This window comes from Rubneribacter sp., from assembly GCF_965361815.1.
In genome coordinates this window covers 37,872-61,945 of the sequence record NZ_CBDTNW010000120.1, presented here as the reverse complement: position 1 = coordinate 61,945, position 24,074 = coordinate 37,872, and the positions used below count along the sequence as shown (strand labels likewise).

Below are 24,074 nucleotides of genomic sequence, written 5' to 3'. Positions count from 1 at the left end.
AGGTCCCTATGGTACTTTGGAGAGAGCATATAAAGCCGCCCCCTACGTCCCCCTTCGCCGCTTTTGCAACGGGGGATAGGGGATTCTATGGCACTTGATCAGGCTGTTTTCGGTTCAAAGGCGCAGGGGCGCAAGAGGAGGGATGCGGGAGGCAAAAGGGCACCAGATAAAGCCAGGTAAAGGAACGCAAAAGGCGACTGGGGAAACCTGGACTCCTGCTAAACCAGCGTTGGCACGAACCTGCCGGAGGCGGTTGGGAAGAGCCGGGCGAAGCCGGGGTCCAGCCGAGGCTACAGGTAGCCGGGCACGCGGGACTCGTCGATGAAGTCCATGAAGCGCGTGTACTCGGCGTTGAAGGCCAGCGGGATGTCTCGCGTGGGGCCGTTGCGGTGCTTGGCCACTATGAGCTGGGCGGTGCCCAGGTCGGGGCGGTCCTCGCTCTCGGCCTCGGCCTCGTCCATACTGCGGTCGATGAAGGCCACGATGTCGGCGTCCTGCTCGATGGAGCCGGACTCGCGCAGGTCGGAGAGCATTGGGCGCTTCTTGCCGCGCATCTCCACGGCGCGCGAGAGCTGCGAGAGGGCGATCACCGGCATGTCCATCTCCTTGGCGAGCACCTTAAGCCCTCGCGAGATCTCGCCCACCTCCACGGCCCGGTTGCCGTCGGCGCGGGCCTTGGGCGGCTGCATGAGCTGCAGGTAGTCGACCACGATAAGCCCCTTCTCGGCGTCGCGCAGCTCGCGGCGGGCCTTGGCGCGCAGCTCCAGGATGGACAGCGCCGGCGTGTCGTCGATGTAGATGTTGAGGTTCGACAGGTTGCTGGACGCCTCCACGATGGCGGCCCAGTCGGCGTCCTGCACCTTGCCGGAGCGCACGGCGGACAGGCTCACGCGCGCCTCGGAGCACAGGATGCGCTGCACCAGCTGGGAGGCGCTCATCTCCAGCGACAAAAACGCCACGGTGGCACCCAGCTTGGCCGCGTTGGTGGCCAGGTTGAGGGCGAAGGAGGTCTTGCCCACGCCGGGGCGCGCGGCCAGGATGACCAGGTCGCCGCCGCGGAAGCCGTGGAACAGCTCGTCCACGTCCCGGAAGCCCGACGCCACGCCCACTATCTTGTTCTCCTGCGCGGCTATCTGCTGGATCTCCTCGTAGGCGTCCATCACAAGCGCGCTCATCTTCCGAAACGACGACGCCACGCGCTTCTCGGTCACGCTGAACAGCGTCTTCTCCGCGTCCTCCACCACCGAGTCCAAGTCGTCGGGGGCGTCGTAGGCCAGCGACTTGATGGAGTCGGAGGCGCGGATGAGGTCGCGCAGGATGGAGGTGCGTCTGACTATCTCCACGTGATTGGGCCAGTTGGTGAGCGCGAAGGTGTTGTCGGCCAGTTCCAGTATCTCGGCGCGGCCGCCGACGGCCTCCAGCTGGCCGGCGGCCTTGAGGTTGTCGGCCAGCGAGATGTGGTCGATGGGGATGTGGCGGCCGTAGAGGTCCAACATGGACTCGAAGATGCGCTGGTGGGAGGCGCGGTAGAAGTTCTGGGGGACCAGCTTGGCGGCCACCTCCTCTATGGCCTCCTGCGTGAGGATGCACGCGGCCAGGACGGATTTCTCCGCCTCGATGTTCTGCGGTTCGAGCCGCCGTCTGTCGGCGACAGGCTCCTCCGGCGCGAAATCGGGATTGTACGGAGCGTTGGGACCGGGCATGAGCACTCTTCCTCTCAACCTCTACAGAGGCTCCCATGATACCGCAAGCGGCAAGGACAAACGCGCCTCTCAACCGTTATCGCCGGAAACAACAAACCCCCTCCCGGCGGGAGGGGGTTCGCATCGCTTGGTCCCGCCGAAGCGGGCGAAGCGGCTTTCGCGCCAACAAAGGGTTGAGCCTATTCGGCCGTCTCCTCGGCAGCGGCCTCGGCCTCGGCTTCGGCGGCCTCGGCAGATTCTTCGGCAGCCTCAACAGCGGCCTCAGCTTCGTCAGCTGCGGCAGCTTCGGCTTCGGCAGCAGCCTCGGCTTCGGCAGCGGCCTCGGCGGCCTGGTCGCCAACGACCAGCTTCACCGTCGCCTTGATCTCGCGGTAGATGGAGATGGCAACCTCGTGCTCGCCGGCCGTCTTGATGGCATGGCCCAGCTCGATGCGGCGCTTGTCCACCTCGACGTCCAAAGCCTCCTTGATGGCGTCGGCGATCATCTGCGCGGTCACCGAGCCGAACAGCTGGCCCTCCTCGCCAACCCTGGCGTTCACCTTGACGGCGGCGTTGTCCAGCGCGGCCTTCAACTGCTCGGCGTTGGCAACGCGGGTTTCCTCGCGCTTGGCAATGTTGTGCCTGCGCTGCTCGAGCTGCTTGAGGTTGCCCTTCGTGGCCAGGATGGCCATCTTGTTCGGCAGCAGGTAGTTGTTGGCGAAACCGTCGGCAACGTCAACAACGTCGCCCTCGCCGCCTTTGTTCTTCAATTCTTGGAGCAGGATGACTTTCATGGTTCCTCCTTGCACCTAGCGGCTGCGACGGTCGCCGCGGCCGCTGATGGCGGGAACCGTGTAAGGCATCAAAGCCATCTTGCGGGCGCGCTTCACGGCGTTCGCAATGTCGCGCTGGTGCTGGGTGCAGGCACCCGTCACGCGGCGCGGCTTGATCTTTCCGCGGTCGGTAACGTACTTACGCAGCATCTGGGTGTCTTTGTAGTCGATGTACTGCGAGTCCTCCTTGCAGAACTGGCAGAACTTGCGACGCGGCTGCTTCGCGTAATCGGACATGTAAAACCTCTTTCGTTTCGCTTAAAACGGGATGTCTTCGTCGTAGACCGAAGAAGAGGCGTCGACAACCGGAGCGGCCATGGGAGGAGCGGCCGGCGCGGCATAGCCGCCGGAAGCTCCAGGGGAGCTGGGAGCCGAATAGCCGCCGCCCATGCCCCCGCCGTACGACGAGTCGCTGTTGCGGCTGGACATGAACTCCAGCTCGTCCACGATGACCTCGATCTTGCTGCGCTTCTGCCCGTCGCGCTCCCACTGGCTCCAGCGCAGCTTGCCCTCTATGGACACCTTCGTGCCCTTGCCGAGGTAGCGCGAGAGCGCCTCGGCGCGGGAGCCGAACATCGTGCAGTCGATGAAGTTCGGGTAGTCCTCCCACTCGCCCGTCTGCGGGTTCTTGCGGCGGTCGTTGACCGCCACGCCGAAGCCGAGCACCGGCATGCCGCTCGCGGTGGAGCGCAGCTCGGGCGCGCGCGTCAGGTTCCCGCTGATGATCACTCGGTTGATGCTCATGTGTCCCTACCTCTTCTCTGTCGGGCGTCGGACGCATCCGAACACCCCCACGTCGTGTCTTAATCGCGGTCGGTGCGCTTCACAATCATGTGACGCACAACGGCATCGGTGATGCGCAGGATGCGATCAAGCTCGGCGACGTCAGCGGGATCGGCATGGAAGTCGATGAGAGTGTAGTCACCATCGGTCAGACCATTGATCTCGTAAGCGAGTTTGCGCTTGCCCCACTCATCAACGTTGTCGATAGTGCCCTTGGCGTCGGTGACCGTGGTCTCGATGCGCTTCATAACAGCGGCACGGGATTCCTCGTCGAGAGTCGGAGCGACAAAAAACAGCAGTTCGTAAGCCTTCATCAGCTCACCTCCTTTGGACTGTACGGCCCCGGGCTGGTGAAGGCAAGAACCGGGGCAGGAATAAGCTTTGCTATTCTAGCAAAAGAGGAAGGTTGAAAACACCTTTACTTTCGCCAGCCGCTTTTTCCCACCGTTTCGCCACACTTGGCGCTTCTCGCCCGCACGTTGACGTCGACCGCTCTTCCTATCAGTGCGATAAGGCCATGGTACCAAAGGCACCTAGCGCGCATATGGCACGAATCCAGCGCGGAGGTTTTTCTTTCCAACGCGATTGCAATGGAACCCTCATGCGATCCCGATGTCTTTCCAACGCGAATCCAGCGCGACCCCAACGCGAACCCAGCGCAGATCAAACGCGCTTCCGCACGGCTCCAAGCGAGTTCAACGCAGTCTAAACGTACACCCAAGCGAGTTCGGCGCGGCCCCAAGCGAACCCAACGCGGCCCCGATGCGAACCCGGACGAATCCGACATGCCTCAACGCGAACTCAAACGAATCTAGCACAACTCCAATGCGAACCCGGACGAATCCACGCGGCCGCAACACGCCTTGGCCGCGAAAGGCACGGCGCACCCATCCCGTCCCTCGAACGTGCTTCGCGGGAGGCCGACCTCCGTCCTGGGCCGCACTTCGCCGCACGCCGACCCCCTCCCGAACGTGCTCCGCAGGGCATCGGCGCACTCTCGGACACACTTCGCGGGACACCAACCCCTTTCCGGACGCGCTTGGCGGGAGGCCGACCTCCTCCCGAACGCGCTTCGCGGTGCGCCGGCCCCTTTCCGAACGCGCTTCGCGGTGCGCCGGCGCCCGCCTGCCCCCAGACGCGCTGCGCAGGACGCTAGTGCCCGGCAGTGCAAAAAAAGCGCCGCAGTCTCCTGCGGCGCGCGATGTTTCACGTGAAACATCTTTGCTGTCTACTCGTTGCCGTCCTCGGCTTCTTCGAGGTACCTCTCCTCTATGTCGTCATCGGCATAGGATTCGGGATCTTGCAGGGCTATCATGAAATTCGGCGCCGCGCCCACGTATGCAGGCTCCTTTTCGAAAACAGGGGCGCCATCCTCGCCGGTTTCGTACAGATACCCGACGGCGTACCCCTCGTCCTCGCCGGGAACGCCGCCCTCCGCTATGAGCGCGTCCTTCGTGCCGTCATCCACCTCGATGTACCCGTCGTAGCACAGGGCGTACGCAGCTGCGCCGCGAGCGTGCTCCACCGTGTGGCGAGCGTAGTTGAAGCATTCCTCGGCCGATTCGCCGGGATGGTTCTCCAGAAAGAGGTTCTCCTTGACCACCAGCGCCGTGAAAGGAACCACGTCTTCTCCCTGAAGCATCTTCTCTTTGGCTTCCTCCAAAGAGAACAGCAGGACTTTCTCGAGTATCTCGGGGATCTCGGGCACCTGCACATCCGAGCTCTCCACTACGCGATCAGCCATGATCCGTCCTTTCGACAACGCTTCCATCCTGCGGCGGCTTCCCCCGGGGGGGTTCGAACCGCCTTTCCTTTACCAGTGTAGAGCTTGCATCTGCCGCAGAAGGCGGCATTCCAAGCATACACGGCGTATCTTCAAAATTGGCGCCGACGGATGCGCGGGGGAGAGGCGGCGTGCCCAGGTTCCCTTGAGGATGGGCATTTTCTCCCAACGACAACAGACGGCGGGCCGAACGTTGCGAATCGATAGCGCTGCTGCGGGCGACAACCGCCTTCGACAGCCTTTCGTCTTCGGAAAACCAAGGCCCGGAATGTTTCACGTGAAACATTCCGGACCCCTGGGGCAAAGCGCGACAGCCGCCGCCAATCCCGTCGATCCCACCAACCTCGCCGTCCCCGTCAACCTCGCCGTCCCCGTCAACCTCGTCGCCTTCGTCAACTTCGCCGGCCCCGTCAACATCGCCGTCCCCGTCAAACTCGTCGGGCCGCCGATCAGCCGACTTTCGACTCTTCGCCAGACGACATCGGCAGCCGTCCATCGCCCTCTGCGCGCAGACCGCCTGGCTCGTTAATGGCAGCAGCAACGACGATGCGCCTTGCGGCCCTTCTTCTTTCCGTTGACGCCCTTGTCCTTCATCGAAAGAATCAGCTTCTCGGTGATGGCGTTCATCTGGGCGACCTCCTCTTCGGACAGGCAGGAGAGGATGTCGTCGGCGGTGCGGTCGTTGGCCTCCACGCGCTTCTGGGCCACGGCGCGGCCCTCATCGGTCAGCTTCACCGCGTACGTGCGCTTGCCTTCGGCGTCCTCGATAGTCACGTACCCGTTTCGCTCGGCTTTCTTCACCACGTCCTTGAGCTCGCTTCGACTCATGCCCAGGATGTCGACCAGCTTGCGCTGCGTGGTTCCGTCGTTTTCCATCAGCGCGTTGAGCAGCGCGCCCTGCCCGCGCTTGTAGCTTTTCGGCCCGTTCTTGTGGAACGCAAGGCGGACGAGCTTGCTGGCCTTCTTCAGTTGGTTCAGGGATGCGGTTGCTTCGTTCATGGCAGTCCTTCGTCTCGATCGATCATGTGCTCGTCGCCACTATACCGCTGCGCACTGCCTCTTGCCCGATTATCCACAGCATTATCTTGATTAATGTTTTTCGCAGTTGAAATGCATTGCTTACATTATTCATGAATAAGTATCATTAGCGGGCGGAGCAGTCGGAGGGACGAAGCAAGCGGACGGGCGGAACGATCATCCGATCAGCGCCCGGGGGCCGGTAGCGCAACGAGCGGGGACAACCAGCAGGCAAGACAGCTGACACGCCGGGCGGTTGCCCGATCAGCGTTCGGGGAAAGCCGGTAGCGCGGCGGGCGGGGACAACCGGAGCGCAAAACGCCCGGCGTGTCAGCCGGTTGCCCACAGCCCCTGAACGCAGAGGCGAGCCAAACCCACAAGAAAGCCTTGCGTGCGCCGGACGATGGAGCATGCTGAACAGCAAGCAAGGTTCGGCGACGGCGACAGCGGAGCCAAAAACGCAACGAACCCCGCCCAGGAGACGACCCGAGCGGGGGTTCGCGTAACTTTCGAATGGCGGAGGAGGAGGGATTCGAACCCTCGTCACCGGGGTTGCCGGTGAAACGGTTTTCGAGACCGCCGCATTCAACCACTCTGCCACCCCTCCGCATAGGGTGCAGGGAACGCCTCTTCGCAGTTCGGATGTTTCACGTGAAACATCCATTGCGCGCCGACGGTGGTCGCATCGGCTTTTAATGGCGGAGAGATGGGGATTCGAACCCCAGATACGCTTGTGGCGTATACACGATTTCCAATCGTGCTCCTTCGGCCAGCTCGGACATCTCTCCGCGGCTTCCCTTGCCCGCCGCCGAATGCGGCGCGCAGCGAATACGTAGTATACAACAGCTAATAGGCGCTCACAAGCGAGAAATATTCCTCTTCACGACCTTCGCAGGCAGCCAAGGTAGCTGAGGGCGCCGAGGACTCGGCCGCACGAGCGACGGAAGAAGACGCTTCGTCCAACCTCCCGCAGGAAGGGCCGCGTCGCTCCACGTGAAGAGGGACGTCGAACAAGCGCGACATGACCTCGTCGGTCAGCATATCCCTTTTCGCGCCGTCGGCGAACAATTGGCCCCGCTTGATGAGGACGATCCGCCCAATCTCGGGAATGACGTCCTCCGGGTAGTGCGTGACCAGAACGATTCCCTTGCCTGCACGGGCAAGGACGCGCATGCTCTTCCGAACGTAGTACATGCCCTCGGGGTCAAGACCGGTGCACGGCTCGTCGAACACAAGCGTCTCGGGATCGTGCACCAAGGCGCGCGCTATGAGTATCCGGCGCGCTTGGCCGGTGGAAAGCGTCATGATGTCCCTTTCCGCAAGGTCCTCAACGCCCAGCTGCCTCAAAGAGGCAAGGGCCCGCGCACGCGTTTCGTCGGTGCCGTGCGCGTGCGCAGGCATGCCCAGGGATCCGAACAAACCCCCTTCCACCACGTCGATGGCCGGCAGATGCACGGAAATCTGGTCCTGCATGCTCGACGACACAATGCCCAGGCTTTTTTTCACCTCGGACACAACCACGCGCGGCTGCCCTTTGAACCGCACAGGCGGGCGATCGCGATGCAACGGAACGATCTCACGCGTTATCAGCTTGACGAACGTCGATTTCCCCGATCCGTTCGGGCCGAGCAGCGCAACGTTCTCGCCCAGGCCGAGCCTGAACGACGGCACGCTGAGGATCGTTTTCCCCGCGCGAACGACTGCGGCGTCCTCTATCTCAACGAGCGGGGCCTCGGCGCGCGTGCAGGCGCGGCCGCCGTCCTTGGCGTCATGGTGTTCGTTGGCTGCTTCCATGGTTCGTCCCTTTCGCATCTTCAAACGAATTCGGTGTCTTTGATGTTTCACGTGAAACGTCGCAAGCGCCCGCACTCGGCGTCTGGGCAAAAGAAGGGGAGCCGGCGCATGCCGACTCCCTGGTGCAGAGGGTTCGCCGCAACCCTCGCTCGATGCGCGGGGCGCGGGGCGCAGGACGCGCAGAGGCGATGCAAGACGCGAACCGCCGCGCAACCCGCACCTGACGCGCAAGCGCAAGCGCAGGATGCGGGGTGCAGACTGCGAACCGCCCTGAGATCAGGTTACGCCGCTTCGGCAGGCTGCTCCGAGGAAGCGCCCTCGGCGCCAGTTCCCGAGCCGTCCGCAGCCTCCGCGTTGCCGGTGCCGCCCTGATCGCCTTCGCCTTCGCCCTCGGCAGCGGCTTCGTCCGCCGTTCCGTCCGTCGAGTCATCGGCCCCCGCAGCCGCGTCGTCAGCGGAGGCGTCGGTCCCGGACCCTTCCTCCTCCGTCTGGTACTTGGTCACGTCAACGTAGTAGGGCAGGCCGTCGGGCATCTCGTTGATCTGGACGTTGGAGGCTTCACGCTGCTCTTCCAGCCATTGCTGGTAGGCTTCGGTCTGCTTCTGGGACTTCAGAGATTCGTTGATCTTGTCGAGCCATTCGGACGGAATCTGGTCGATGCTCGTGATCTCCACCGTTTCGGCGCCGTCCTCGCCTGTTGTCTTCGGCGCGTTGTACACGTCGGTGCACTTGATGATATGCAGCCCGTAGGTGCTGGTGACCAAACCGCTCACCTGATCTTTCGCAAGCGAGTCAAGGGCCGTTTGGTATTCCTCCACAAACGAGGAGGTCTTGTCCCAGCCCACATCGCCGCCATTTTCGGCAGAACCCGTGTCCTGCGAGTACTCCTTGGCCGCTTCGGCGAAATCCAACTCGCCGGCGTTGATGCGGTTGAGCACGTCCTGAGCGGTTGCTTCATCCTCGGAGGAGAACAGTATATGGGAGGAGCGCTTGGCTCCGTCGTAGGCGCTCGCGTACATCTGCGCGTACTGCAGCTGGTCGGACTCGCTGAGAGCTTCGTCCGTGGCGAAGCTTTCCTGGAGGTACTTGTCCATCAGCTGCAGCTCTATCTCCTTGCGATAGTCGTCCTCGGTCATGCCGGCCTGCTGGAGGGCTGCCTGCCATTTCTCGTCATCGTCGTAGTTGCTCTTCGTCTGCTGGATGTAGCTGTCCACCTCGGAGCTTTCCACCGTGATGCCCCGGTCGGCCGCGTGTGAGCGGATGATCTCGCGCGTGACGAAGGCGTCAATGACCTGCTCGCGGAATTCAGCCACGGAAAGACCCTGCTGGGCAAGGCTTTTTCCCCAGGATTCCTCGTCCGTCAGGCTGTAGGACGACCGAAGGCTTTCCACGTACGCGGTCACGTCGCTTTCGGAGATCTCCACGCCGTCAACCGTGGCGGCCACGGAGTCTGACCCGTTCGAGTCGCCGGATGCCGCCCCCGTGCCGGAACAGCCTGCAAGACCCCATGCGCATGCAGCAGAAACGCCCACCGCGCATACGGTTCTCATGATATGCAACTTATTCATAGAGCCCTTCCTCGAGCATGCGGACAGCAAATACCGCATGCTGCTTTCTCATATGAAGATTACTGCGCCGTATTTTCGCATACGCGCCAGAAAGGCTCGAAGCGTTGCACAATATGCCCATCATCGATTCACAGACCCCACGTCCAATACCCGTGCGAACAGGGAGAACGCAAAATGGACAAGAAAAGGAGAGTAGACGGGGGTCAAAACGGAAGAAAGTCGCCGGCAAACCGGTTTTGCAAGAGGGGGCGACCGCGCAGGAGGCGGGCTTCGCGTCATGGGGCAGGGGATGAGCGGGGCGAAGCGGGAGAACCGCTGGCACAACTCCAAATGCCCGGCAGACGCTCAGGCGGGCGAGAGGTCACACGCCCAATCAGGCAGGCGAGAACGCCGCAACGCCGCATGGGAAGACAATAGGCGAAGGCACATGCGAGTGGGCGAAAACTGACAGGTGCTCGGGCAGCCAGATCGGCGACGTCCAGCCGGGCGGCGGACGTTCGGGCAGACGGTCAGCCGCACGCGTGCAACACCAAACGCGCGAAAGCCTTCTGCGAAAAACGCCCGGGATGTTTCACGTGAAACATCCCGAGCGCGCAGGTTCGCGAACGCATGCTCCCGAGTTGCCCGCCGGCAGCGAACCAGGACATGCCGGAAAAGCAGCGTCCGCTCCTCCGTTCGCGCAGTGCCGCTACTTCTTCGCCGCCTTCTTACGCTCCGTGGCCGACAGGATGCGCTTGCGCAAGCGGATGTTCTTGGGTGTTATCTCCACCAGCTCATCGTCCTCGATGTACTCGAGCGCCTCCTCAAGCGTGAACGTGACGGGAGGCGTCAGCTGGATGGCCTTGTCCGCGCCGGAGGAGCGCTGGTTGCCCAGCTGCTTGGATTTGGCGATGTTCACCACCATGTCGCCCTCTTTGGCGCTCTCTCCCACGATCATGCCCTCGTAGCAGTCCTCGCCGGGACCCACGAACAAGCGCCCGCGCTCCTGCAGCGTATCCAACGCGTAGGCGACGGACTTCTCGGTGGACATGCTGATCATCGAGCCGTTCTTGCGGCCGCCGAACTCGCCGCGGAACGGGCCGTATTCGCTGAAGTGGTGAAACATCGTCGCCTCGCCGCGCGTGGCGTTCAGAAGGCGCGTGCGCAGGCCCATGGTGCCGCGCGAGGGGATTTTGAACACGAGGTGAGTCTGGTCACCGCGCTGGAACATGTCGGACATCTCGCCGCCCGCACCGCCGAACACCTCGATGGCCTTGCCCGCGTACTCGCTCGGCACGTCCACCGTGGCCTCCTCGATGGGCTCCAGCTTGCGGCCGGCCTCGTCCTTCTTGATGAGCACGCGCGGGCGGCCCACTTGGAACTCGAAGCCCTCGCGGCGCATCGTCTCCATGAGCACCGACAGATGCAGCACGCCGCGCCCCGCCACTTCGATGCCGGACTTGTCCTCCAATTCCTCGATGCGCATGGAGATGTTGCTCTCCTTCTCGCGCATGAGACGCTCCTTGAGCTGGCGCGCGCCCACTATCTCGCCCTCGCGGCCCACCAGCGGGCTGGTGGACGCCTCGAACACCACGGCCATCGTGGGCTCCTCCACCTGAATGGGGTCCAGGCGCACCGGGTTGTCGCGACTTGTCACCATGTCGCCGATGTCGGCGTCCTCCACGCCCACCACGGCCACAATGTCGCCGGCGTGCACGTCAGGCTGCTCCTTCTTGCCCAGCTCCTCGAACGTGAACACCTGCTTGATGTTGGTGTTGTAGCGCGTGCCTTCGTTCTTGATGACCAGCACCGGCTCTCCTTTGTGGATGGTGCCGGAGAACAGGCGCCCCACGCCGATGCGCCCAACGAAGCTGGAGTGGTCCACCGTGCAGATCTGCAGCGCCACCGGACCGGACGGCTCGCAGTCGGGCGCGGGCACCTCTTTGAGGATGGTGTCCAAAAGCGGCAGCATGTTCATGTTGCCGTCGGCGGGATCGAATCGCGCGTAGCCGTTCATGGCGCTGGCGTAGATGACGGGGAAGTCCAGCTGCTCATCCGACGCCTCCAGCTCCACCATGAGGTCGAACACCTCGTCCACCACCTCTTCGGGGCGCGATCCGGGGCGATCTATCTTGTTCACCACCACTACAATGCGAAGACCCAGGTCAAGCGCATGCTTCAACACAAAGCGCGTCTGGGGCATAGGCCCTTCGAACGCGTCCACGATGAGCAGCGCGCCGTCGGCCATGTTGAGCACGCGCTCCACCTCGCCACCGAAGTCTGCGTGGCCGGGCGTGTCGATGACGTTGATCTTCACGCCGTTGTACGTGACGGAGATGTTTTTGGACAGGATGGTGATGCCGCGCTCGCGCTCTTGGTCGTTGCTGTCCAGCACGCGCTCCTCCACCTGCTGGTTCTCGCGGAACACGCCCGCCGTGTACAGCAGGCGGTCCACGATGGTGGTCTTGCCGTGATCGACGTGCGCGATGATGGCGACGTTGCGGATGTTGTCTTGCTTCACGTTACTCTTCCTCTTCCAGTTGCTTCAGTAGCTTTTTGCGCTCGCGCTCCAGGTCAGCGAGATGCTCGTCGATGGTCGAGATGGTGCGCTGCGACGACACCACCTGCACGATACCCCACACGGCCGCCGCGCCGGCAATAGCCGCCACGATGCCGAGGATGCCGAACGGACGGCGGCCGGCGAACAGCGCCACCAGCGCGCCGATGCCAGCCAGGGCGCCCCCGTTGCGCCGCTCGTCGTAGGCCACGTCGCGCTGTTTCACCAGCTGCACGCGGGCGGCGGCGATGCCGGCGATGCGCGCCTCGAGGTCGCTTGACGCAGTGCGCGCACGGGCCGAGGCGGTGCGGCTTGCGGAGGATTCGCTCCCCGACCGGCGCGCACCGCGCCCTTTCGTCAGGTACTCGTAGGCTTCTTGGAGGTTTTTGAACTGCTCGGTGGCGCGATCCTGCAGCTTCTTGTTGCCGGCGAAGCGGTCGGGATGAAGGATCTGCGCGGTTTCCTTGTACGCGGCCTTGATGTCCTCGGGCGTGGCGTCGCCGTCAAGCCCCAGAATGCGCAGCGCTTCCGTTCGGTTCATGTCCCCTCGTGTGTGTCGTGTGCCGTCTTCCGATCCCGTATGCTACCACGTCGCCGCACACGCGCGCGGCAGGGCAGGGCGCGCGCCACAGAATGCACGCGCGAGAATCGGTTTTGGAGGCGGCGGTGCGGTTGCTGCTTGCGCACTGTTGCGCCGCGAAGCGGCGGTAGTGGGTGGTGGGCGCGGGCAGGGGCTCCCCAATGCGGCGGGCGGGGCGGGCGGGGCGGATGGGCGGGAGACGGGAGGATGCGGGGGCGGGCGGGACGGCAGGCGGGATGCCCCAAGATTGTTTCACGTGAAACATTCGGTTTGCGAGGGCGCGATTCGGTTCGCAAGGAGCCGCAGCGGTTCGCGAAACGCCACGGCGGTCGCAGGGGCGCCGCAGCGGTTCGCGAGACTCCGTTCGCTGGGACGCCGCTCCGGGTCGCGAATCCGCCGCTCCGGCCCGCGAAAACCCCTACACCGAAGAAAACCCCTACACCGAATAGAAAAGAGCCGCCACCTCTCCGTCGCTCAAAGAACGACCCTTTCGAACCACGCGGTCTTCTCCGGAGAACACCCTCATCGACACGTCGTCGACATTCCCCGCAAGCACGATGCCCAACCTGCGCGCCGCTTCGACAGCCTGCCGCGTGGGCGCACCGCACGACCCCACAAGATCCGCCCCCAAACGGGCAGCCGCTTCAACCATCGAACGGCAGATGGGGCCTGTCGTGAGAACGGCGCCGCCGCTGATGCTGCGGTTTTTTAGCAAGCAGGCGCCGCAGAGCTTGTCGAAGGCGGGCAGAGGACAGGCGTCCTCGTATCGAAGAACCACCTCGCCCTGGAACGCAACTCCGCACTGGCACAGGCCCCTCGCATGGGAGCGCGAAGCGTCTATGCGCTTCAACCTCCTTATGCCGCAAGAAACCTCCTCCTGAGAAAACGCCCTCTTCTCAACCACGATCGCCTCAGGAGACACCCGCACGGAAGCCGGATGGGCGATGCCGCCGCCCGCCCCAAGGAGGGGGCGACACCGCCGCGCGAGGCGGCGGGCGCCATGTTCGCTCAAAAGGCCAACGCTGACGCAGCAAGGACGAGGTCCCACGTCAAACGCAACGACGTCTTCAACGCGTTGGATGGTCCGCTCCCTGTACAGGTAACCGTACACCATCTCCGCAAGCGAATCGCCCAAGCACGGGAGCACAGCCCGAAGCCTTCCGTCCACCGTCAGCTCCACCTCGTGCTCTTCCACGCAGGCCGCCGGCCGAACCTCTTGGAAAAATCCCCCTGTTCACTAAAATCTGCAAGATCGCGTTTCCACCTCCCCGTGGCAAGCGGATGCAGCGCTGAGGATCGAAGGAAATTCGAAAAAGGCGTCCATCACCTGCTTGCCGACACATCCCATGCCGAAGCATGCAGCGGCTCCAAATCAATCATCACGAACGAGAACGCCGGCCCAAGCGCCCTGAGGATTTCAGAGCGCCGCACAACGCAACGTTCGAAGTCGGCAGGAGCCACCTGAATGCGAACCGCGTCCCCGAAGATCCTTGCCCGGCATTCCCCAATCCCCTCGCGATGCAGCAACGATTCGGCTCGCTCCACCGTGCCAAGAAGGGCTTCCGTGAGGAGAGTGCCCTGGGGAATGCGCGTGGCGAAGCATGTTTGCGAAGGCTTGTCCCACGTGGGAAGCGAGGCGTCGCGCGACAGCTGCCTCACCATCGACTTGGTAAGCCCCGCCTCCCTTAAGGGCGAGAGGATGCCGGCTTCCCTGACAGCCCTCATCCCCGGGCGATCCCCTTCGTCGTCGGACGCGTTCGTGCCCTCCACAACGCACGAGATGCCCTCGCGCGCAGCCTCCTCGGCAATGCGCGAGAGCATGAGCTGCTTGCATCGGTAGCATCGATCCGGCCCGTTGCAAACGACAGCGGGGGTTTCAAGCATGCTTACCGAAACGACGGTCAGGGACACCCCTATGAGGTGGGCCAGCCGACGCGCTGCGGCAAGCTCTTCGGCGGATTGGAATTCCGATTTCACGTAGTAGGCTCGCGCACGGCGGGCGTGCTTCTTCGCCGCCCATGCGAGGTACGCGGAATCAACCCCTCCGGAGAAGGCGACCGCCACAACGGGTTCGCGAGAGAAGAAATCACGTAAAGGCACGAAAGTCCTCGTTTCCTCGGTTCGCCGCCCGTCTCCACACGGCGGGCGGCGAACCGATCAAGCGGCTCTATCGTCAATCAACAGGCGGCTGCCACTCGCCAATCTTCTCGCCGGTCTCCGTGTCGTAAGAATCCAGCATGTCGTCGTAGAAGCGCGCGACTTTGTCCATGATGTCGACGATGGGCAGATGCTGCGGGCACGTCCGCTCGCACAGACGGCAGCCGATGCAGTCCTTCGCCCTACCGTGCTCCGACATGAGGCTGATGTAGTTCACCACCTCCGTGGGCAGATACTCGTTGTTCAAATACTTGATGTTCTCCTTGCCCGAGTTGTACAGGTAGATGTAGTTCGGAATGGGAATGTCCTTCGGGCAGTCGTCAAGGCAATAGCGGCAGAACGTGCACGGGTACCCTTTCTGGTTCTTCTCGTAGATCTTGACGACCTCCTCCATGACCGCGTGCTCTTCTGCGGACAGAGGTTTAAAGTCCTTCATGGTGGCCACGTTTTCCACGAGGTGCTCCATGCAGTTCATGCCCGTTTGCACCCACTGAACGCCCTCGAGCGAGGCGGCGTAGCGGAGGTTCCACGCCACGGGAGACAGACCGGGCGCCTGCTTGTTCATAAGGTCGAGCGCCTCCTGAGGAGGATGCGCGAGCATGCCCCCCTTGTTCGGCTCCATGACCGAGACGGGAAGCCCGTACTTGCGCGCGATCTCGTACTGACGTCGCGCCTGGAAGTTCGGGTCCTCCCAGTCGACGTTGTTGATTTGAAGCTGGATGAAGTCGAGCCGGTCGGCGTACTTGCTCAACACCTCCTCAAGAAGATCGGGCGTCCCGTGGAAGGACATGCCCACTTCCACGATTTTGCCCTCCTTCTTCTTCTCGCGGACAAAATCGAAGTAGTCGAACTTGACCGCCGCGTTGTATTGGGGCTGGCTGATGTTGTGGATGAGGAAGTGGTCGAAATAGTCGATTCCAAGCTTGCTCATGGAATCGTCGAAAAGACGGGGAAGGTCGTCTTTAGTGTGGAGCAGATCGGGCGTCACCTTCGAGGCGATCACGAACGAGTCGCGCGGATACCGCTCCACGACGGTCTTGCGCAGCGCGATCTCCGACTCCCCCTCGTGGTACACGTACGCCGTGTCGAAGGTGTTGAAGCCGCTTTTCATGAAGTAGTCAACCATTTCGGTCAACGTGTCGTAGTCAATGGACTTCAAGTCGTTCTCGTCGAGAACGGGCAGCCTCATGAAACCGAACCCAAGCTCTTTTTCCATCGAAGAATCCTCTCTGTTGCCGAACTTTCCCTCTTGCGCGCACCGCGCTAGCTGGCTCCGTCCGCCGAAGCCCCATCCCCCTTTCCGAACGAAGGGCCTACACGCCTCAGCACAATCGCGATCACAACCGCGCTCGCCAAAAGCAGGGTGCCTCCGCAGTAGAACGAAAACCGAAGGTCTCCCTCCATGCCGGCGAACCCTGACAAAAACGTGTACACGAACGGCGAGACGAACGACAAAGCGCTGCTCGCCGCGTTGGTAAGCCCCACCGCGAACGTCAGCTGACCGGGGCACACGATGCTGTAGATCATGGGGGCCATGGTGACGATGGTCGTGTATCCGAACCCGACCAGCATGGACCCCGCTATCAACAGCGGGATGGAAGCGCCAAAGCCTATGCAGAACATCCCCGCCATCGCAATGGCGAACGACAACGTCATCGTGTGTAGCCCCAGCTTTTTGTAGAAGACGCCGAACGTTGGGCCGACGAGCAATCCGGCAAGCGAGAACGTGGCCGTCACCGTACCCGCCGTCGCCGCATCCCCCATGCCGGTGTTGACGACGATGGACGACACGTAGATGAGCGTCGGGTAAATGAAGAAGAACGAAAGCGCCGCGAACACGATGACGAACCACCCAAGAGCAGGGATCCTTCCCCTCTCCTTCCTTCCAAGGCTTTCTTGGGCGGAATCCTCCTGGGACAATTGACGCGCCGCCTTGCGTTGGAGATTGGGGATGAACAGGGCAAGAACAAGCACGGGCAGGACAAGGAGGTGGTAAAGGAACACGTTCCACACATCCCCGTTCGCAAGGATGCCGCCCACCTGGGTGTGAATCATGCCCGAAAGGCCCGAGAGCGTGCCTCCCCACCCAAGCAGCTTCGCCCGCGTGCTCTCGCCGAACTTCGCGCCCGCATACGTGGGGGCCATGGGAAGGAACAGGCCGAACGCTAGACCCACCACCACACGGCACACCATGATCAGAGCAAAGTTGTCCCGCACGAAAAACGGCGTCAAGCCCCCGATAAAGTACAGGGCGAACGCGACGAACAATGTCTGCTTGAATCCTATGCGGCCGATGATGGCCTGGCAGAAGATGTTCGTCGGAATGGAAGCGACCATGACCAAACTTGTGAGCATCGACACCTGGTCAACGCTGTACTGCGGAAACGCCTCGGACAAACCGGGCAGCGCGGCAAGAAGACCGTTCGAAACGCTTTGGAGAAAGAACAGCGAAGCCGCGCCCACAATGAGAAGGATGCCGTTGCCTCGCCGCGCCACATCCTCTTGAGAGCCCCCCCATGATACCGATCATCCTCCTTTCGAATGACCATGCATTGGTTTTTAGACAGCAAGGATGCCCAAGCGAATGCCGCTTGCATTGGAACCACCTGCGTCTACATGCCGAATCGGAGAAGCTTCCCGTGCCTTCGATGATAGGAGCCTTCCCTGAAGGGGGCCATCACCTAAATGCGAATCAGTGGGGAAAGAGCCCTTTTCCCGCATTCGTCACCCTGAAGGCGCGGCGCGCGGGGCTCAATCGGCGCCGCGCGCGGGGCTCAATCGGGGCGCTTCGTCCTAAAAACGCTTCTTAGGGCCTTGCGCCCGCGCGGTTTCCGTACGCCGCGCGCACCTCGTCCATGGCCGTTCGGATGGGAATGCGATGGTGCGCGGCAAGGGCGGCCACGTCGTCGTACTCGGGCTTCCAATGAACCGCATCGCGGCCAGACGAGCGCTTCACCCTCACGTTGCCCCACGCCGTTCCAACTGTTTCCCAGCTGTTTTCAAGAGACACCTTGCCGCAAAGATGAACCCTCAACCCGTTGGTCGTCGTCTCCCTCAGCACGCAGGCGGCCACTTCCCGTTCGTCCTTCTCGGGGCAAAGGACGGTCAGCACGTAACCCGGCCGGCCCTTCTTCATCGTTCCCGCCACAAGGTACGCGTCAAGCGCCCCCTGCCCGAGAATTTGCGAGCACGCGTACGAAAGCTCTTCTGGCGTCATATCGTCTATGTTGCAAACGAGTTCGACGATGCGCGGTTCCCTCTCGCGATCCTCCGTCCCTAAAAAGACGCGCACGCAATTTGGACGATCGAATTGCTTGGATCCCACCCCCACGCCCATCTTCTCCACGCGCAGGGGTGGAAGCGGTCCGAATTCATTTGCGAAACGAACGAGCAGCGCCGCCCCCGTCGGCGTGCAAAGCTCGCCTTGCACGCCTCCTCCGTACAGAGGGGCTCCTTCAAGCAAACGAACCGTCGCAGGTGCGGGAACGAGCATGATGCCATGTTCGCACTCGGTGAAGCCCGCACCCACGTGTACAGGGGAGACCACCACGCGAGAAGGGGCTATCCTGTGCAGCGCAAGACACGCGACAGCCACGTCCGCCACCGCGTCCAAAGCCCCCACCTCGTGGTAGTGCACATCGCCGACGGGGCATCCATGGGCCTTCGCCTCCGCATGGGCGATAGCGTCGTAGACGCGTCTTGCCTGCTCTTTGACAGGCGAGGGGACGGCGAGCGCGTCTATGATCTTCCCCACGCTTCCGGGAGTGGCGTGATGGTGGCTTTGCCGGTGGTCGGAGTCGTTCTCATGGCCATGAAGGTGCCCTCCCTCCTCCGTCCCGTGAACGAGGACTCGCGCACGGGTTCCCACCATCCCGCAGGTCGTGGCAGGTTCGAACATCACCTCCACCCCCGGTATCCCCAAAGCGGCAAGCTCCCGCTTGAACGACTCCTTGTCGTCTATCAGCTCGTACAACGCACCGCAGAGCATATCGCCGGCAGCCCCCATGAGGCACTCGATGTAGATCGTCTTTCCGCTCTCACTCATCGATGCCCTCCATCTGGTTGATCATGTTGGCCAGATATCCCGCGCCGAAGCCGTTGTCTATGTTGACGACGCTGCTCCCCGACGCGCATGAGTTGAGCATGGAGAGCAAAGCGGAAAGCCCTCCGAAGTTCGCTCCGTAGCCCACGCTCGTGGGCACGGCGATGACCGGACAATCCACCAAACCTCCCACGACAGAGGCAAGCGCACCCTCCATTCCCGCCACCGCCACCACGCAGCGCGCGGCCATGAACGCATCGAGGTTCGAAAGAAGCCGGTGAAGCCCCGCCACGCCAACGTCGAACATGCGAACGACGCGGCTTCCAAGCACCTCGGCCGTGCACGCTGCCTCCTCCGCGACAGATGCGTCGCTTGTTCCGGCAGTCGCAACGACAACCTTCCCCCTCAAAGGACGCTCGCAGGGAAACGCTATGGCAAGCTGCGGAATCTCGCGGTACTCAAGCGGAATGGCGGGGTCTATCGCGGCCGCTTTCTCTGGCGACAAGCGGGTGATCAGTATATTGCGGCCGCCTTTTCTTCCCATGGCTCCCACAATCTGGGAAATCTGATTAGGATTCTTTCCCGCCCCGTATATCACTTCCGCCGCACCTTGCCGAACGCTTCGATGGTGGTCTATCTTTGCGCAGCCGACATCCTCGTAAGGAGCCATCTTCAACTCAAGAAGAGCCTCTTCGGGTGTTTTGCACCCTTCGGCAACGCAGCGGAGCACATGCAGAACATCTTGCTTGGTGTCCATAGAAACCCCCGTTCCAAAGCGAGGAAGCCGTCGCGCCGACTTGTCTGCAAGGCTAGGCGCGAGAAAAGCGCGGAGCTTTCCCACGGCAACCGTACGGCCGAAATCGTCGAGCGGCCATTCATGAAGTGGAAAACGGGCGCAAATACTCCTTTTTCAGCGGTTCGGGCTATTTGGTCACTTTCAGCCTTTTAGGAACCATGGCGCTTGGTTCCATGAGACACCCAGAACGCGACCAGGGCCCTGTTGAGATCCACAAGTTCCCTGCATTCCTCCTCGGGGATGCTTCCGTACTGCCACCTGTCGTAGAAGCTCTGCGCCAGATCGCAAAGGTTCTTTGCGGCGATGGCGAGCAGGTAATCCTCCAGGAAGTGGCCCTCCTCTTTCAAATGGTTCTTCAGGATGGTTTTCGCTCCTTCGAACTCCGCGCGGTATCTGACGGAATCGGGTTCGTTGTAATCGGTCGACTTCAGCGTGAGGTTGGCTCCCAAGGGCTGAGGGTACGCTTCGAACCACAGGCACTTGATCCGCTGCATGTACTCTATGAAGCGCATGTCCATCTTGTTGAGGACGGGATTGCCCTCCTCCAGGTCGGTGAAAAAATCCCCCGAGTTGAGGTAGTCGCAGAGAAACTCCCCCTGAAGCTTGTTCACCGTATGAGCAGCAAGATCATATTTATCTTTGAAGTGGTAGTAGAACGCCTTCTTGCTCAGCCCGCATTCTTCGCAGATGTCGTTGACGCGAATGTCATCAAGCTTCTTCTGCCGGGCTAAGCGGCAAAGCGCCTCTGAGAATGCCTTCTTTGTCAGATCTTGCTTCATACGACCGTCCCCCATGCGTCAGGCACCGCTTTGAGGTGTAGTTTAAAACTTGAAAATTCCTACGGAAAGGGAAATTCTCCGGCAATCTCCCGAACATTGGAATACCTCGGTGCCCGGACGTTGCCTGCACGCCGGCATTCCGCTGGAGTGCCTGATACGGCGCCTCGCCGACGCGCCGTTGCGCGGGACGGCAGCCTTGGGAGCGGCAATTTGCTGTGGCGCAGCCTAGCGCAGCATGTTGACGTGGGATGGCGAGCGCGGCGACCTTGCGCGAGGCGCGGGCGCGACGGAGCGACGGCTCGGCGGCTCGGCGGCTTGGCGGCGCGGCGGCTCGGCGGTTTGGCGGCGCGGCGGTTTGGCGGTTTGGTGGCGCGGCGGTTTGGTGGCGCGGCGGCTCGGCGACGCGACGGCTCGGCGGCTCGGCGGCGCGGCGACCCCGAGCCACGTGGGATCCTCTACGATGCCCCTCTAAGGCAGCGAAGCGCGCGACAGCTTGCTGCGCATGCCCTCCGCGAGTGCCTCGCTGCACCATTTCGCCGCCCTTCATCGCGGTCCAATTGCGGCATTCCGCTGCGGTGCGTCGCTGCGGCATTCCGCTGCAAGACTCCGTTACCGCTCCTGCACCGCAGCCTTGGCAACGCCGCAACGACCCGAATGTTTCACGCGAAACATTCGGGTCGTGAAATTACCGCTCCGTCATGCGAAACGCAAACGCCTGACGAAGCACCCAGCGCACCCCCTGTGCGACCTCGCTGCAATACCCCCGGCGCGTCCACCGCCGTGCCCCGGCGCGACGTGTCGCGACGCGTCCACCTCAGCGCCCCTACCTCAACATCCCAGCGCAACTCCTCGCCTCAACACCCCAGTTCAGCGTCTCCGCCTTAGCCCCAGCGCAGCGCCTTGCCGCGACACCTCCGCCGCCGGGTCCGCGTCAGCGCTTTCACTGCCGGGTCCTCCACCCGCCCTGCGCGAAGCCTCCGCCGGGCCTCAAAAAATGTTTCACGTGAAACATTCGGTTCGCAAATTCATCGGCATGCGAGTCCATCGGCATGAGTGCCCGCCAGCATACGAACCCATCGTTCCAAGTTGTAAGATGCGCATGTTTGGAAATGCCCAACACGCTCTCTTGAAAAAAGTCCCCTGACAGATTTTCGCGCAGCGCCTGGCTTCATGAAGCGCACTAACGAACGATCATCTTCAACATGATCGCATCCTCGCAGCTCGTAATAGTCCTTTGCGAGCATGAGCAAAACCTACACAAGAGATTTCTCCGAATCGGGTTTCATCGGTCAGAAATTAAATTATAAGCGTTCGAGTTGGTGAGTCATTTCGGCTGATTTTTGGTCAGAATTGACAGGGTAAACAAAAAGGTCAGAGCAAAAACATGCTCTGACCTGGTGTTTTAATGGTGGAGCGTAGGGGGATCGAACCCCTGACCTCAGGCTTGCAAAGCCCGCGCTCTCCCAGCTGAGCTAACGCCCCGTTCGCATCGTTCCGCGCTGCCACGCGTCGCGAATGTTTCACGTGAAACATTCGACACAACCAAGCGGACGCGCAGAATCCTCTCCGAACATTAATAAACGCTCCACCGGCAAACTCGGCTCACGGTGGAGCGTTTATCGCAACATGGTGGGCCCGAATGGATTTGAACCAGCGACCTCACGCTTATCAGGCGTGCGCTCTAACCAACTGAGCTACGGGCCCTTAAAAAGTGCTCAACTACTTTATCTCAAACCGAAGCATGGGGTCAAGGATTTTTTTCGATTCATTTTTCCAATTTCGACCCAAAACGCCCAAGGCGCCCAAGGCGACCCTTGGAGCACCCCTTAAGACCCCGACGCGCTTCCCTGAAACTCTTAAGGCACCCCTCCCCCCATAGCATGCGTTGGACGCGCCGCGGAAACGTCCTTGCGCAGTCCCTCACCGGTGGCAAGCCCGCACCCGCAAAGCGCTCCCCCAACAGAAAAGCAGCCGTCTCATCTTTATACCGCCGGCTTTCGCCCGCAGCTCCTTTTAGTCGGGCAAGTCGCCGACAGCGCCATGATCTTACATCGAATCGGCCCCCTTTACGGCCCCTTGCAAAAGGCGATATGGTACGCTTGTCGTGCGTGATTGGTCACTTGGAATTCACGGGGTCTTGCTGCGAAGGACTCCAGCAAAACGGCGCGGCACGTAACAAAGACGCCGCCGGAAGAACGAGGAAACGCGAAAGCAGGCAGAGGTGAACGTCAACCAAATCAGATACTTCGTTTCCGTTGCGCAAGAGGGAAGCCTCTCGCAAGCGGCGCGATTGCATGGCGTCACCGCCCAGGCCATATCGAAATCCATCAACGAACTTGAACGAGATGTGAAAGAGCCTTTGTTCTTCCGCGAGCACAGCGGCATGCGCCTCACCACCTTCGGCCAAGGATTCTTCGAACGCGCCAAAGACGCGCTGACCGCTTTCGACAACCTGCAAGCCATGGTCTCCGAGGGCAACCTGGCAAGCGCCCAGATTCAATTCGAAGAGCCCGACAAGCTGAGGGTCCTTGTCTGCGCCCCTTCGTTCAGTATGAAAGACAGCGCCATGCGCCAGGCCACTTCGTTTGCGGAGGCGTTTCTTGGAACGCCCACCGAGCTTTCGCTCGGTTCGGGGCAGGAGGGGATGAAGGGCCTCGACAAAGGGGCCTACGACGCCATCATCACCATCGGAACGCTGTCGGACCCCGATTTCGAATGCCTGACCGTAGGGCACGTCCATGCTTGCGCGTGCCTGTCGAAAAGCCACCCCCTGGCAAAAAGGGAAAGCGTGACCATGGATGACCTGGCATCATTCCCAGTCATCTTCTCGCCAACGTTCGACCAGTTCAACGATTCCATCCTTCTCACCTACAAAAAGGCCGGCCTTGCCTCTCCGTTCGCCGAGCACAGCGGCGTCGGGGCCGCCGGGGCCTTCTACTTCAAAAACGCCTACGCCCTCATGGCCAGCATTCCCGCCCTGGGCGAGATGCTCCCCTTCAGCACAACCGTCCCTTTGGCCGAGAAGGACCGGATCCCCATCCCCTTGTGCCTGATCCTGCCGAAAGGGCGCTCATCGCAGGCCGCGCGCAAGCTCGAACGTCTTTTGAAGTCGCGCCCGGCCTCGCAGCGGTATAATCGGGCAAGCCGCACGAAACCGGCTCCGCCTTTGGCCCATTTGTCGTAGGAAGGAGATGCGATGGTACCAGTCAACATCCAAACCCTGATCGTCTCCACTGCGCCCGCTCCGTCCATCATCGTGCTGAACCCGGTGGAGAAAACCCCTCAAACGGGAAAATCTCGCATCGTGCCTATATGGGTGGGAGTGAACGAGGCCACACAGATGGGCATCGCCCTTGAAAAGGCGCGGTTCTCGCGCCCTATGACCCACGACTTGTTCCTCGACGCGCTCACCAACCTCGATGCGCGGGTCGACCATGTGGTCATCAACGATGTGAAGGGGGCCACGTTCTTCGCCCGCCTGACGCTTCGCCAGCATGACCGACTGGTGGACCTTGACGCGCGCCCAAGCGATGCTTTGGCACTTGCCATCAGGCAGAAAGCGCCTATCTATATTGAAGAGGACGTGTTGGAGCGCGCCTCTTTCCCTTACATGTTCAGGTCCTCCCACAACCATTCCGTCTCTGAGCAGGAGATTCAGGAATTCCACCGCTTCCTGGAAGGGATAGCCCCCGAAGATTTCGAAAGCTGATCGGGCGAAGGCGCC

At 61.9% G+C, this 24,074-nt stretch carries 21 protein-coding genes and 4 tRNA genes; 3 read left to right on the top strand and 22 right to left on the bottom strand.

The annotated features are described in order from the left end of the window. Positions 1 to 290 precede the first annotated feature (290 nt). From dnaB to ACWKY3_RS08790, 6 genes are all read right to left on the bottom strand, one after another. A complete protein-coding gene (gene dnaB, locus ACWKY3_RS08815; protein ID WP_449316046.1) occupies positions 291 to 1,703 on the bottom strand; it encodes a replicative DNA helicase in 1,413 nt (470 codons plus the stop codon). Positions 1,704 to 1,882: 179 nt separating this feature from the next. Beyond that, entirely contained in the window at positions 1,883 to 2,476 is a 594-nt protein-coding gene (gene rplI, locus ACWKY3_RS08810; protein ID WP_449316045.1) for a 50S ribosomal protein L9, read from the bottom strand. Between the two features lie 15 nt (positions 2,477 to 2,491). Further along, positions 2,492 to 2,752 carry a 30S ribosomal protein S18 gene (rpsR, locus tag ACWKY3_RS08805; RefSeq protein WP_449316044.1) on the bottom strand — a complete coding sequence of 87 codons (261 nt, stop codon included), beginning with the start codon at positions 2,750 to 2,752 and terminating at the stop codon, positions 2,492 to 2,494. Positions 2,753 to 2,773: 21 nt separating this feature from the next. Next, positions 2,774 to 3,259, bottom strand: a complete 486-nt coding sequence (locus ACWKY3_RS08800) for a single-stranded DNA-binding protein (RefSeq protein ID WP_449316043.1) — start codon at positions 3,257 to 3,259, stop codon at positions 2,774 to 2,776. 59 nt (positions 3,260 to 3,318) lie between these two features. Beyond that, the gene (rpsF, locus tag ACWKY3_RS08795; RefSeq protein ID WP_449316042.1) at positions 3,319 to 3,612 is read right to left on the bottom strand and encodes a 30S ribosomal protein S6; all 294 of its coding nucleotides are present in this window, start codon (positions 3,610 to 3,612) and stop codon (positions 3,319 to 3,321) included. A 914-nt stretch (positions 3,613 to 4,526) separates the two neighbouring features. Beyond that, on the bottom strand, positions 4,527 to 5,042 hold the full coding sequence (locus tag ACWKY3_RS08790; protein WP_449316041.1) for a hypothetical protein: 516 nt from the start codon (positions 5,040 to 5,042) through the stop codon (positions 4,527 to 4,529). Between the two features lie 307 nt (positions 5,043 to 5,349). Between ACWKY3_RS08790 and ACWKY3_RS08785 the strand changes: the two genes are divergently transcribed. Then, positions 5,350 to 5,610, top strand: a complete 261-nt coding sequence (locus tag ACWKY3_RS08785) for a hypothetical protein (RefSeq protein WP_449316040.1) — start codon at positions 5,350 to 5,352, stop codon at positions 5,608 to 5,610. Here the strand turns inward: ACWKY3_RS08785 and ACWKY3_RS08780 are convergent. The 16 genes from ACWKY3_RS08780 to ACWKY3_RS08705 form a co-directional block, all read right to left on the bottom strand. Next, positions 5,607 to 6,080 carry a MarR family winged helix-turn-helix transcriptional regulator gene (locus ACWKY3_RS08780; RefSeq protein ID WP_449316039.1) on the bottom strand — a complete coding sequence of 158 codons (474 nt, stop codon included), beginning with the start codon at positions 6,078 to 6,080 and terminating at the stop codon, positions 5,607 to 5,609. The genes ACWKY3_RS08785 and ACWKY3_RS08780 overlap by 4 nt on opposite strands. 532 nt (positions 6,081 to 6,612) lie before the next feature. After that, positions 6,613 to 6,705, bottom strand: a tRNA-Ser gene (locus ACWKY3_RS08775). 89 nt (positions 6,706 to 6,794) lie between these two features. Beyond that, a tRNA-Ser gene (locus tag ACWKY3_RS08770) sits at positions 6,795 to 6,886 on the bottom strand. Positions 6,887 to 6,944: 58 nt separating this feature from the next. After that, positions 6,945 to 7,892 (bottom strand): ABC transporter ATP-binding protein, encoded by a 948-nt coding sequence (locus ACWKY3_RS08765; RefSeq protein WP_449316038.1) that lies wholly within the window; start codon positions 7,890 to 7,892, stop codon positions 6,945 to 6,947. 281 nt (positions 7,893 to 8,173) lie between these two features. Then, complete coding sequence (locus ACWKY3_RS08760) at positions 8,174 to 9,460, bottom strand: peptidylprolyl isomerase (RefSeq protein ID WP_449316037.1); 1,287 nt, start codon at positions 9,458 to 9,460, stop codon at positions 8,174 to 8,176. A gap of 688 nt (positions 9,461 to 10,148) precedes the next feature. Then, positions 10,149 to 11,960, bottom strand: coding sequence for a translational GTPase TypA (gene typA, locus ACWKY3_RS08755; protein ID WP_449316036.1), 1,812 nt, complete (start codon positions 11,958 to 11,960; stop codon positions 10,149 to 10,151). A 1-nt stretch (position 11,961) separates the two neighbouring features. Continuing rightward, complete coding sequence (locus ACWKY3_RS08750) at positions 11,962 to 12,537, bottom strand: J domain-containing protein (RefSeq protein ID WP_449316035.1); 576 nt, start codon at positions 12,535 to 12,537, stop codon at positions 11,962 to 11,964. Between the two features lie 475 nt (positions 12,538 to 13,012). Beyond that, positions 13,013 to 13,771, bottom strand: a complete 759-nt coding sequence (locus ACWKY3_RS08745) for a formate dehydrogenase accessory sulfurtransferase FdhD (protein WP_449316034.1) — start codon at positions 13,769 to 13,771, stop codon at positions 13,013 to 13,015. Between the two features lie 128 nt (positions 13,772 to 13,899). After that, on the bottom strand, positions 13,900 to 14,676 hold the full coding sequence (gene larE / locus ACWKY3_RS08740) for an ATP-dependent sacrificial sulfur transferase LarE (RefSeq protein ID WP_449316033.1): 777 nt from the start codon (positions 14,674 to 14,676) through the stop codon (positions 13,900 to 13,902). 73 nt (positions 14,677 to 14,749) lie between these two features. Then, positions 14,750 to 15,949 (bottom strand): aldo/keto reductase, encoded by a 1,200-nt coding sequence (locus ACWKY3_RS08735; RefSeq protein WP_449316032.1) that lies wholly within the window; start codon positions 15,947 to 15,949, stop codon positions 14,750 to 14,752. A 47-nt stretch (positions 15,950 to 15,996) separates the two neighbouring features. After that, the gene (locus ACWKY3_RS08730) at positions 15,997 to 17,229 is read right to left on the bottom strand and encodes an MFS transporter (protein WP_449316031.1); all 1,233 of its coding nucleotides are present in this window, start codon (positions 17,227 to 17,229) and stop codon (positions 15,997 to 15,999) included. 310 nt (positions 17,230 to 17,539) lie between these two features. Next, on the bottom strand, positions 17,540 to 18,778 hold the full coding sequence (gene larC, locus ACWKY3_RS08725; RefSeq protein ID WP_449316030.1) for a nickel pincer cofactor biosynthesis protein LarC: 1,239 nt from the start codon (positions 18,776 to 18,778) through the stop codon (positions 17,540 to 17,542). Then, entirely contained in the window at positions 18,771 to 19,532 is a 762-nt protein-coding gene (gene larB, locus ACWKY3_RS08720; RefSeq protein WP_449316029.1) for a nickel pincer cofactor biosynthesis protein LarB, read from the bottom strand. The genes larC and larB overlap by 8 nt, the downstream gene beginning before the upstream one ends. A gap of 188 nt (positions 19,533 to 19,720) precedes the next feature. After that, positions 19,721 to 20,350, bottom strand: coding sequence for a TetR/AcrR family transcriptional regulator (locus ACWKY3_RS08715; protein WP_449316028.1), 630 nt, complete (start codon positions 20,348 to 20,350; stop codon positions 19,721 to 19,723). Positions 20,351 to 21,756: 1,406 nt separating this feature from the next. Next, positions 21,757 to 21,832, bottom strand: a tRNA-Ala gene (locus ACWKY3_RS08710). Between the two features lie 145 nt (positions 21,833 to 21,977). After that, positions 21,978 to 22,054, bottom strand: a tRNA-Ile gene (locus ACWKY3_RS08705). Between the two features lie 517 nt (positions 22,055 to 22,571). Here ACWKY3_RS08705 and ACWKY3_RS08700 point away from each other — a divergent pair. Both ACWKY3_RS08700 and ACWKY3_RS08695 read left to right on the top strand, forming a co-directional pair. Continuing rightward, entirely contained in the window at positions 22,572 to 23,534 is a 963-nt protein-coding gene (locus tag ACWKY3_RS08700; protein ID WP_449316027.1) for a LysR family transcriptional regulator, read from the top strand. A gap of 12 nt (positions 23,535 to 23,546) precedes the next feature. Further along, positions 23,547 to 24,059, top strand: coding sequence for a bifunctional nuclease family protein (locus ACWKY3_RS08695; protein ID WP_449316026.1), 513 nt, complete (start codon positions 23,547 to 23,549; stop codon positions 24,057 to 24,059). Positions 24,060 to 24,074: the final 15 nt, after the last annotated feature.

Coding starts and splice junctions, on each gene's coding strand:
- dnaB (WP_449316046.1), bottom strand. CDS start 1,703: ATGCCCGGTCCCAACGCTCCGTACAATCCCGATTTCGCGCCGGAGGAG.
- rplI (WP_449316045.1), bottom strand. CDS start 2,476: ATGAAAGTCATCCTGCTCCAAGAATTGAAGAACAAAGGCGGCGAGGGC.
- rpsR (WP_449316044.1), bottom strand. CDS start 2,752: ATGTCCGATTACGCGAAGCAGCCGCGTCGCAAGTTCTGCCAGTTCTGC.
- ACWKY3_RS08800 (WP_449316043.1), bottom strand. CDS start 3,259: ATGAGCATCAACCGAGTGATCATCAGCGGGAACCTGACGCGCGCGCCC.
- rpsF (WP_449316042.1), bottom strand. CDS start 3,612: ATGAAGGCTTACGAACTGCTGTTTTTTGTCGCTCCGACTCTCGACGAG.
- ACWKY3_RS08790 (WP_449316041.1), bottom strand. CDS start 5,042: ATGGCTGATCGCGTAGTGGAGAGCTCGGATGTGCAGGTGCCCGAGATC.
- ACWKY3_RS08785 (WP_449316040.1), top strand. CDS start 5,350: ATGTTTCACGTGAAACATTCCGGACCCCTGGGGCAAAGCGCGACAGCC.
- ACWKY3_RS08780 (WP_449316039.1), bottom strand. CDS start 6,080: ATGAACGAAGCAACCGCATCCCTGAACCAACTGAAGAAGGCCAGCAAG.
- ACWKY3_RS08765 (WP_449316038.1), bottom strand. CDS start 7,892: ATGGAAGCAGCCAACGAACACCATGACGCCAAGGACGGCGGCCGCGCC.
- ACWKY3_RS08760 (WP_449316037.1), bottom strand. CDS start 9,460: ATGAATAAGTTGCATATCATGAGAACCGTATGCGCGGTGGGCGTTTCT.
- ACWKY3_RS08750 (WP_449316035.1), bottom strand. CDS start 12,537: ATGAACCGAACGGAAGCGCTGCGCATTCTGGGGCTTGACGGCGACGCC.
- ACWKY3_RS08735 (WP_449316032.1), bottom strand. CDS start 15,949: ATGGAAAAAGAGCTTGGGTTCGGTTTCATGAGGCTGCCCGTTCTCGAC.
- larC (WP_449316030.1), bottom strand. CDS start 18,778: ATGAGTGAGAGCGGAAAGACGATCTACATCGAGTGCCTCATGGGGGCT.
- larB (WP_449316029.1), bottom strand. CDS start 19,532: ATGGACACCAAGCAAGATGTTCTGCATGTGCTCCGCTGCGTTGCCGAA.
- ACWKY3_RS08715 (WP_449316028.1), bottom strand. CDS start 20,350: ATGAAGCAAGATCTGACAAAGAAGGCATTCTCAGAGGCGCTTTGCCGC.
- ACWKY3_RS08695 (WP_449316026.1), top strand. CDS start 23,547: ATGGTACCAGTCAACATCCAAACCCTGATCGTCTCCACTGCGCCCGCT.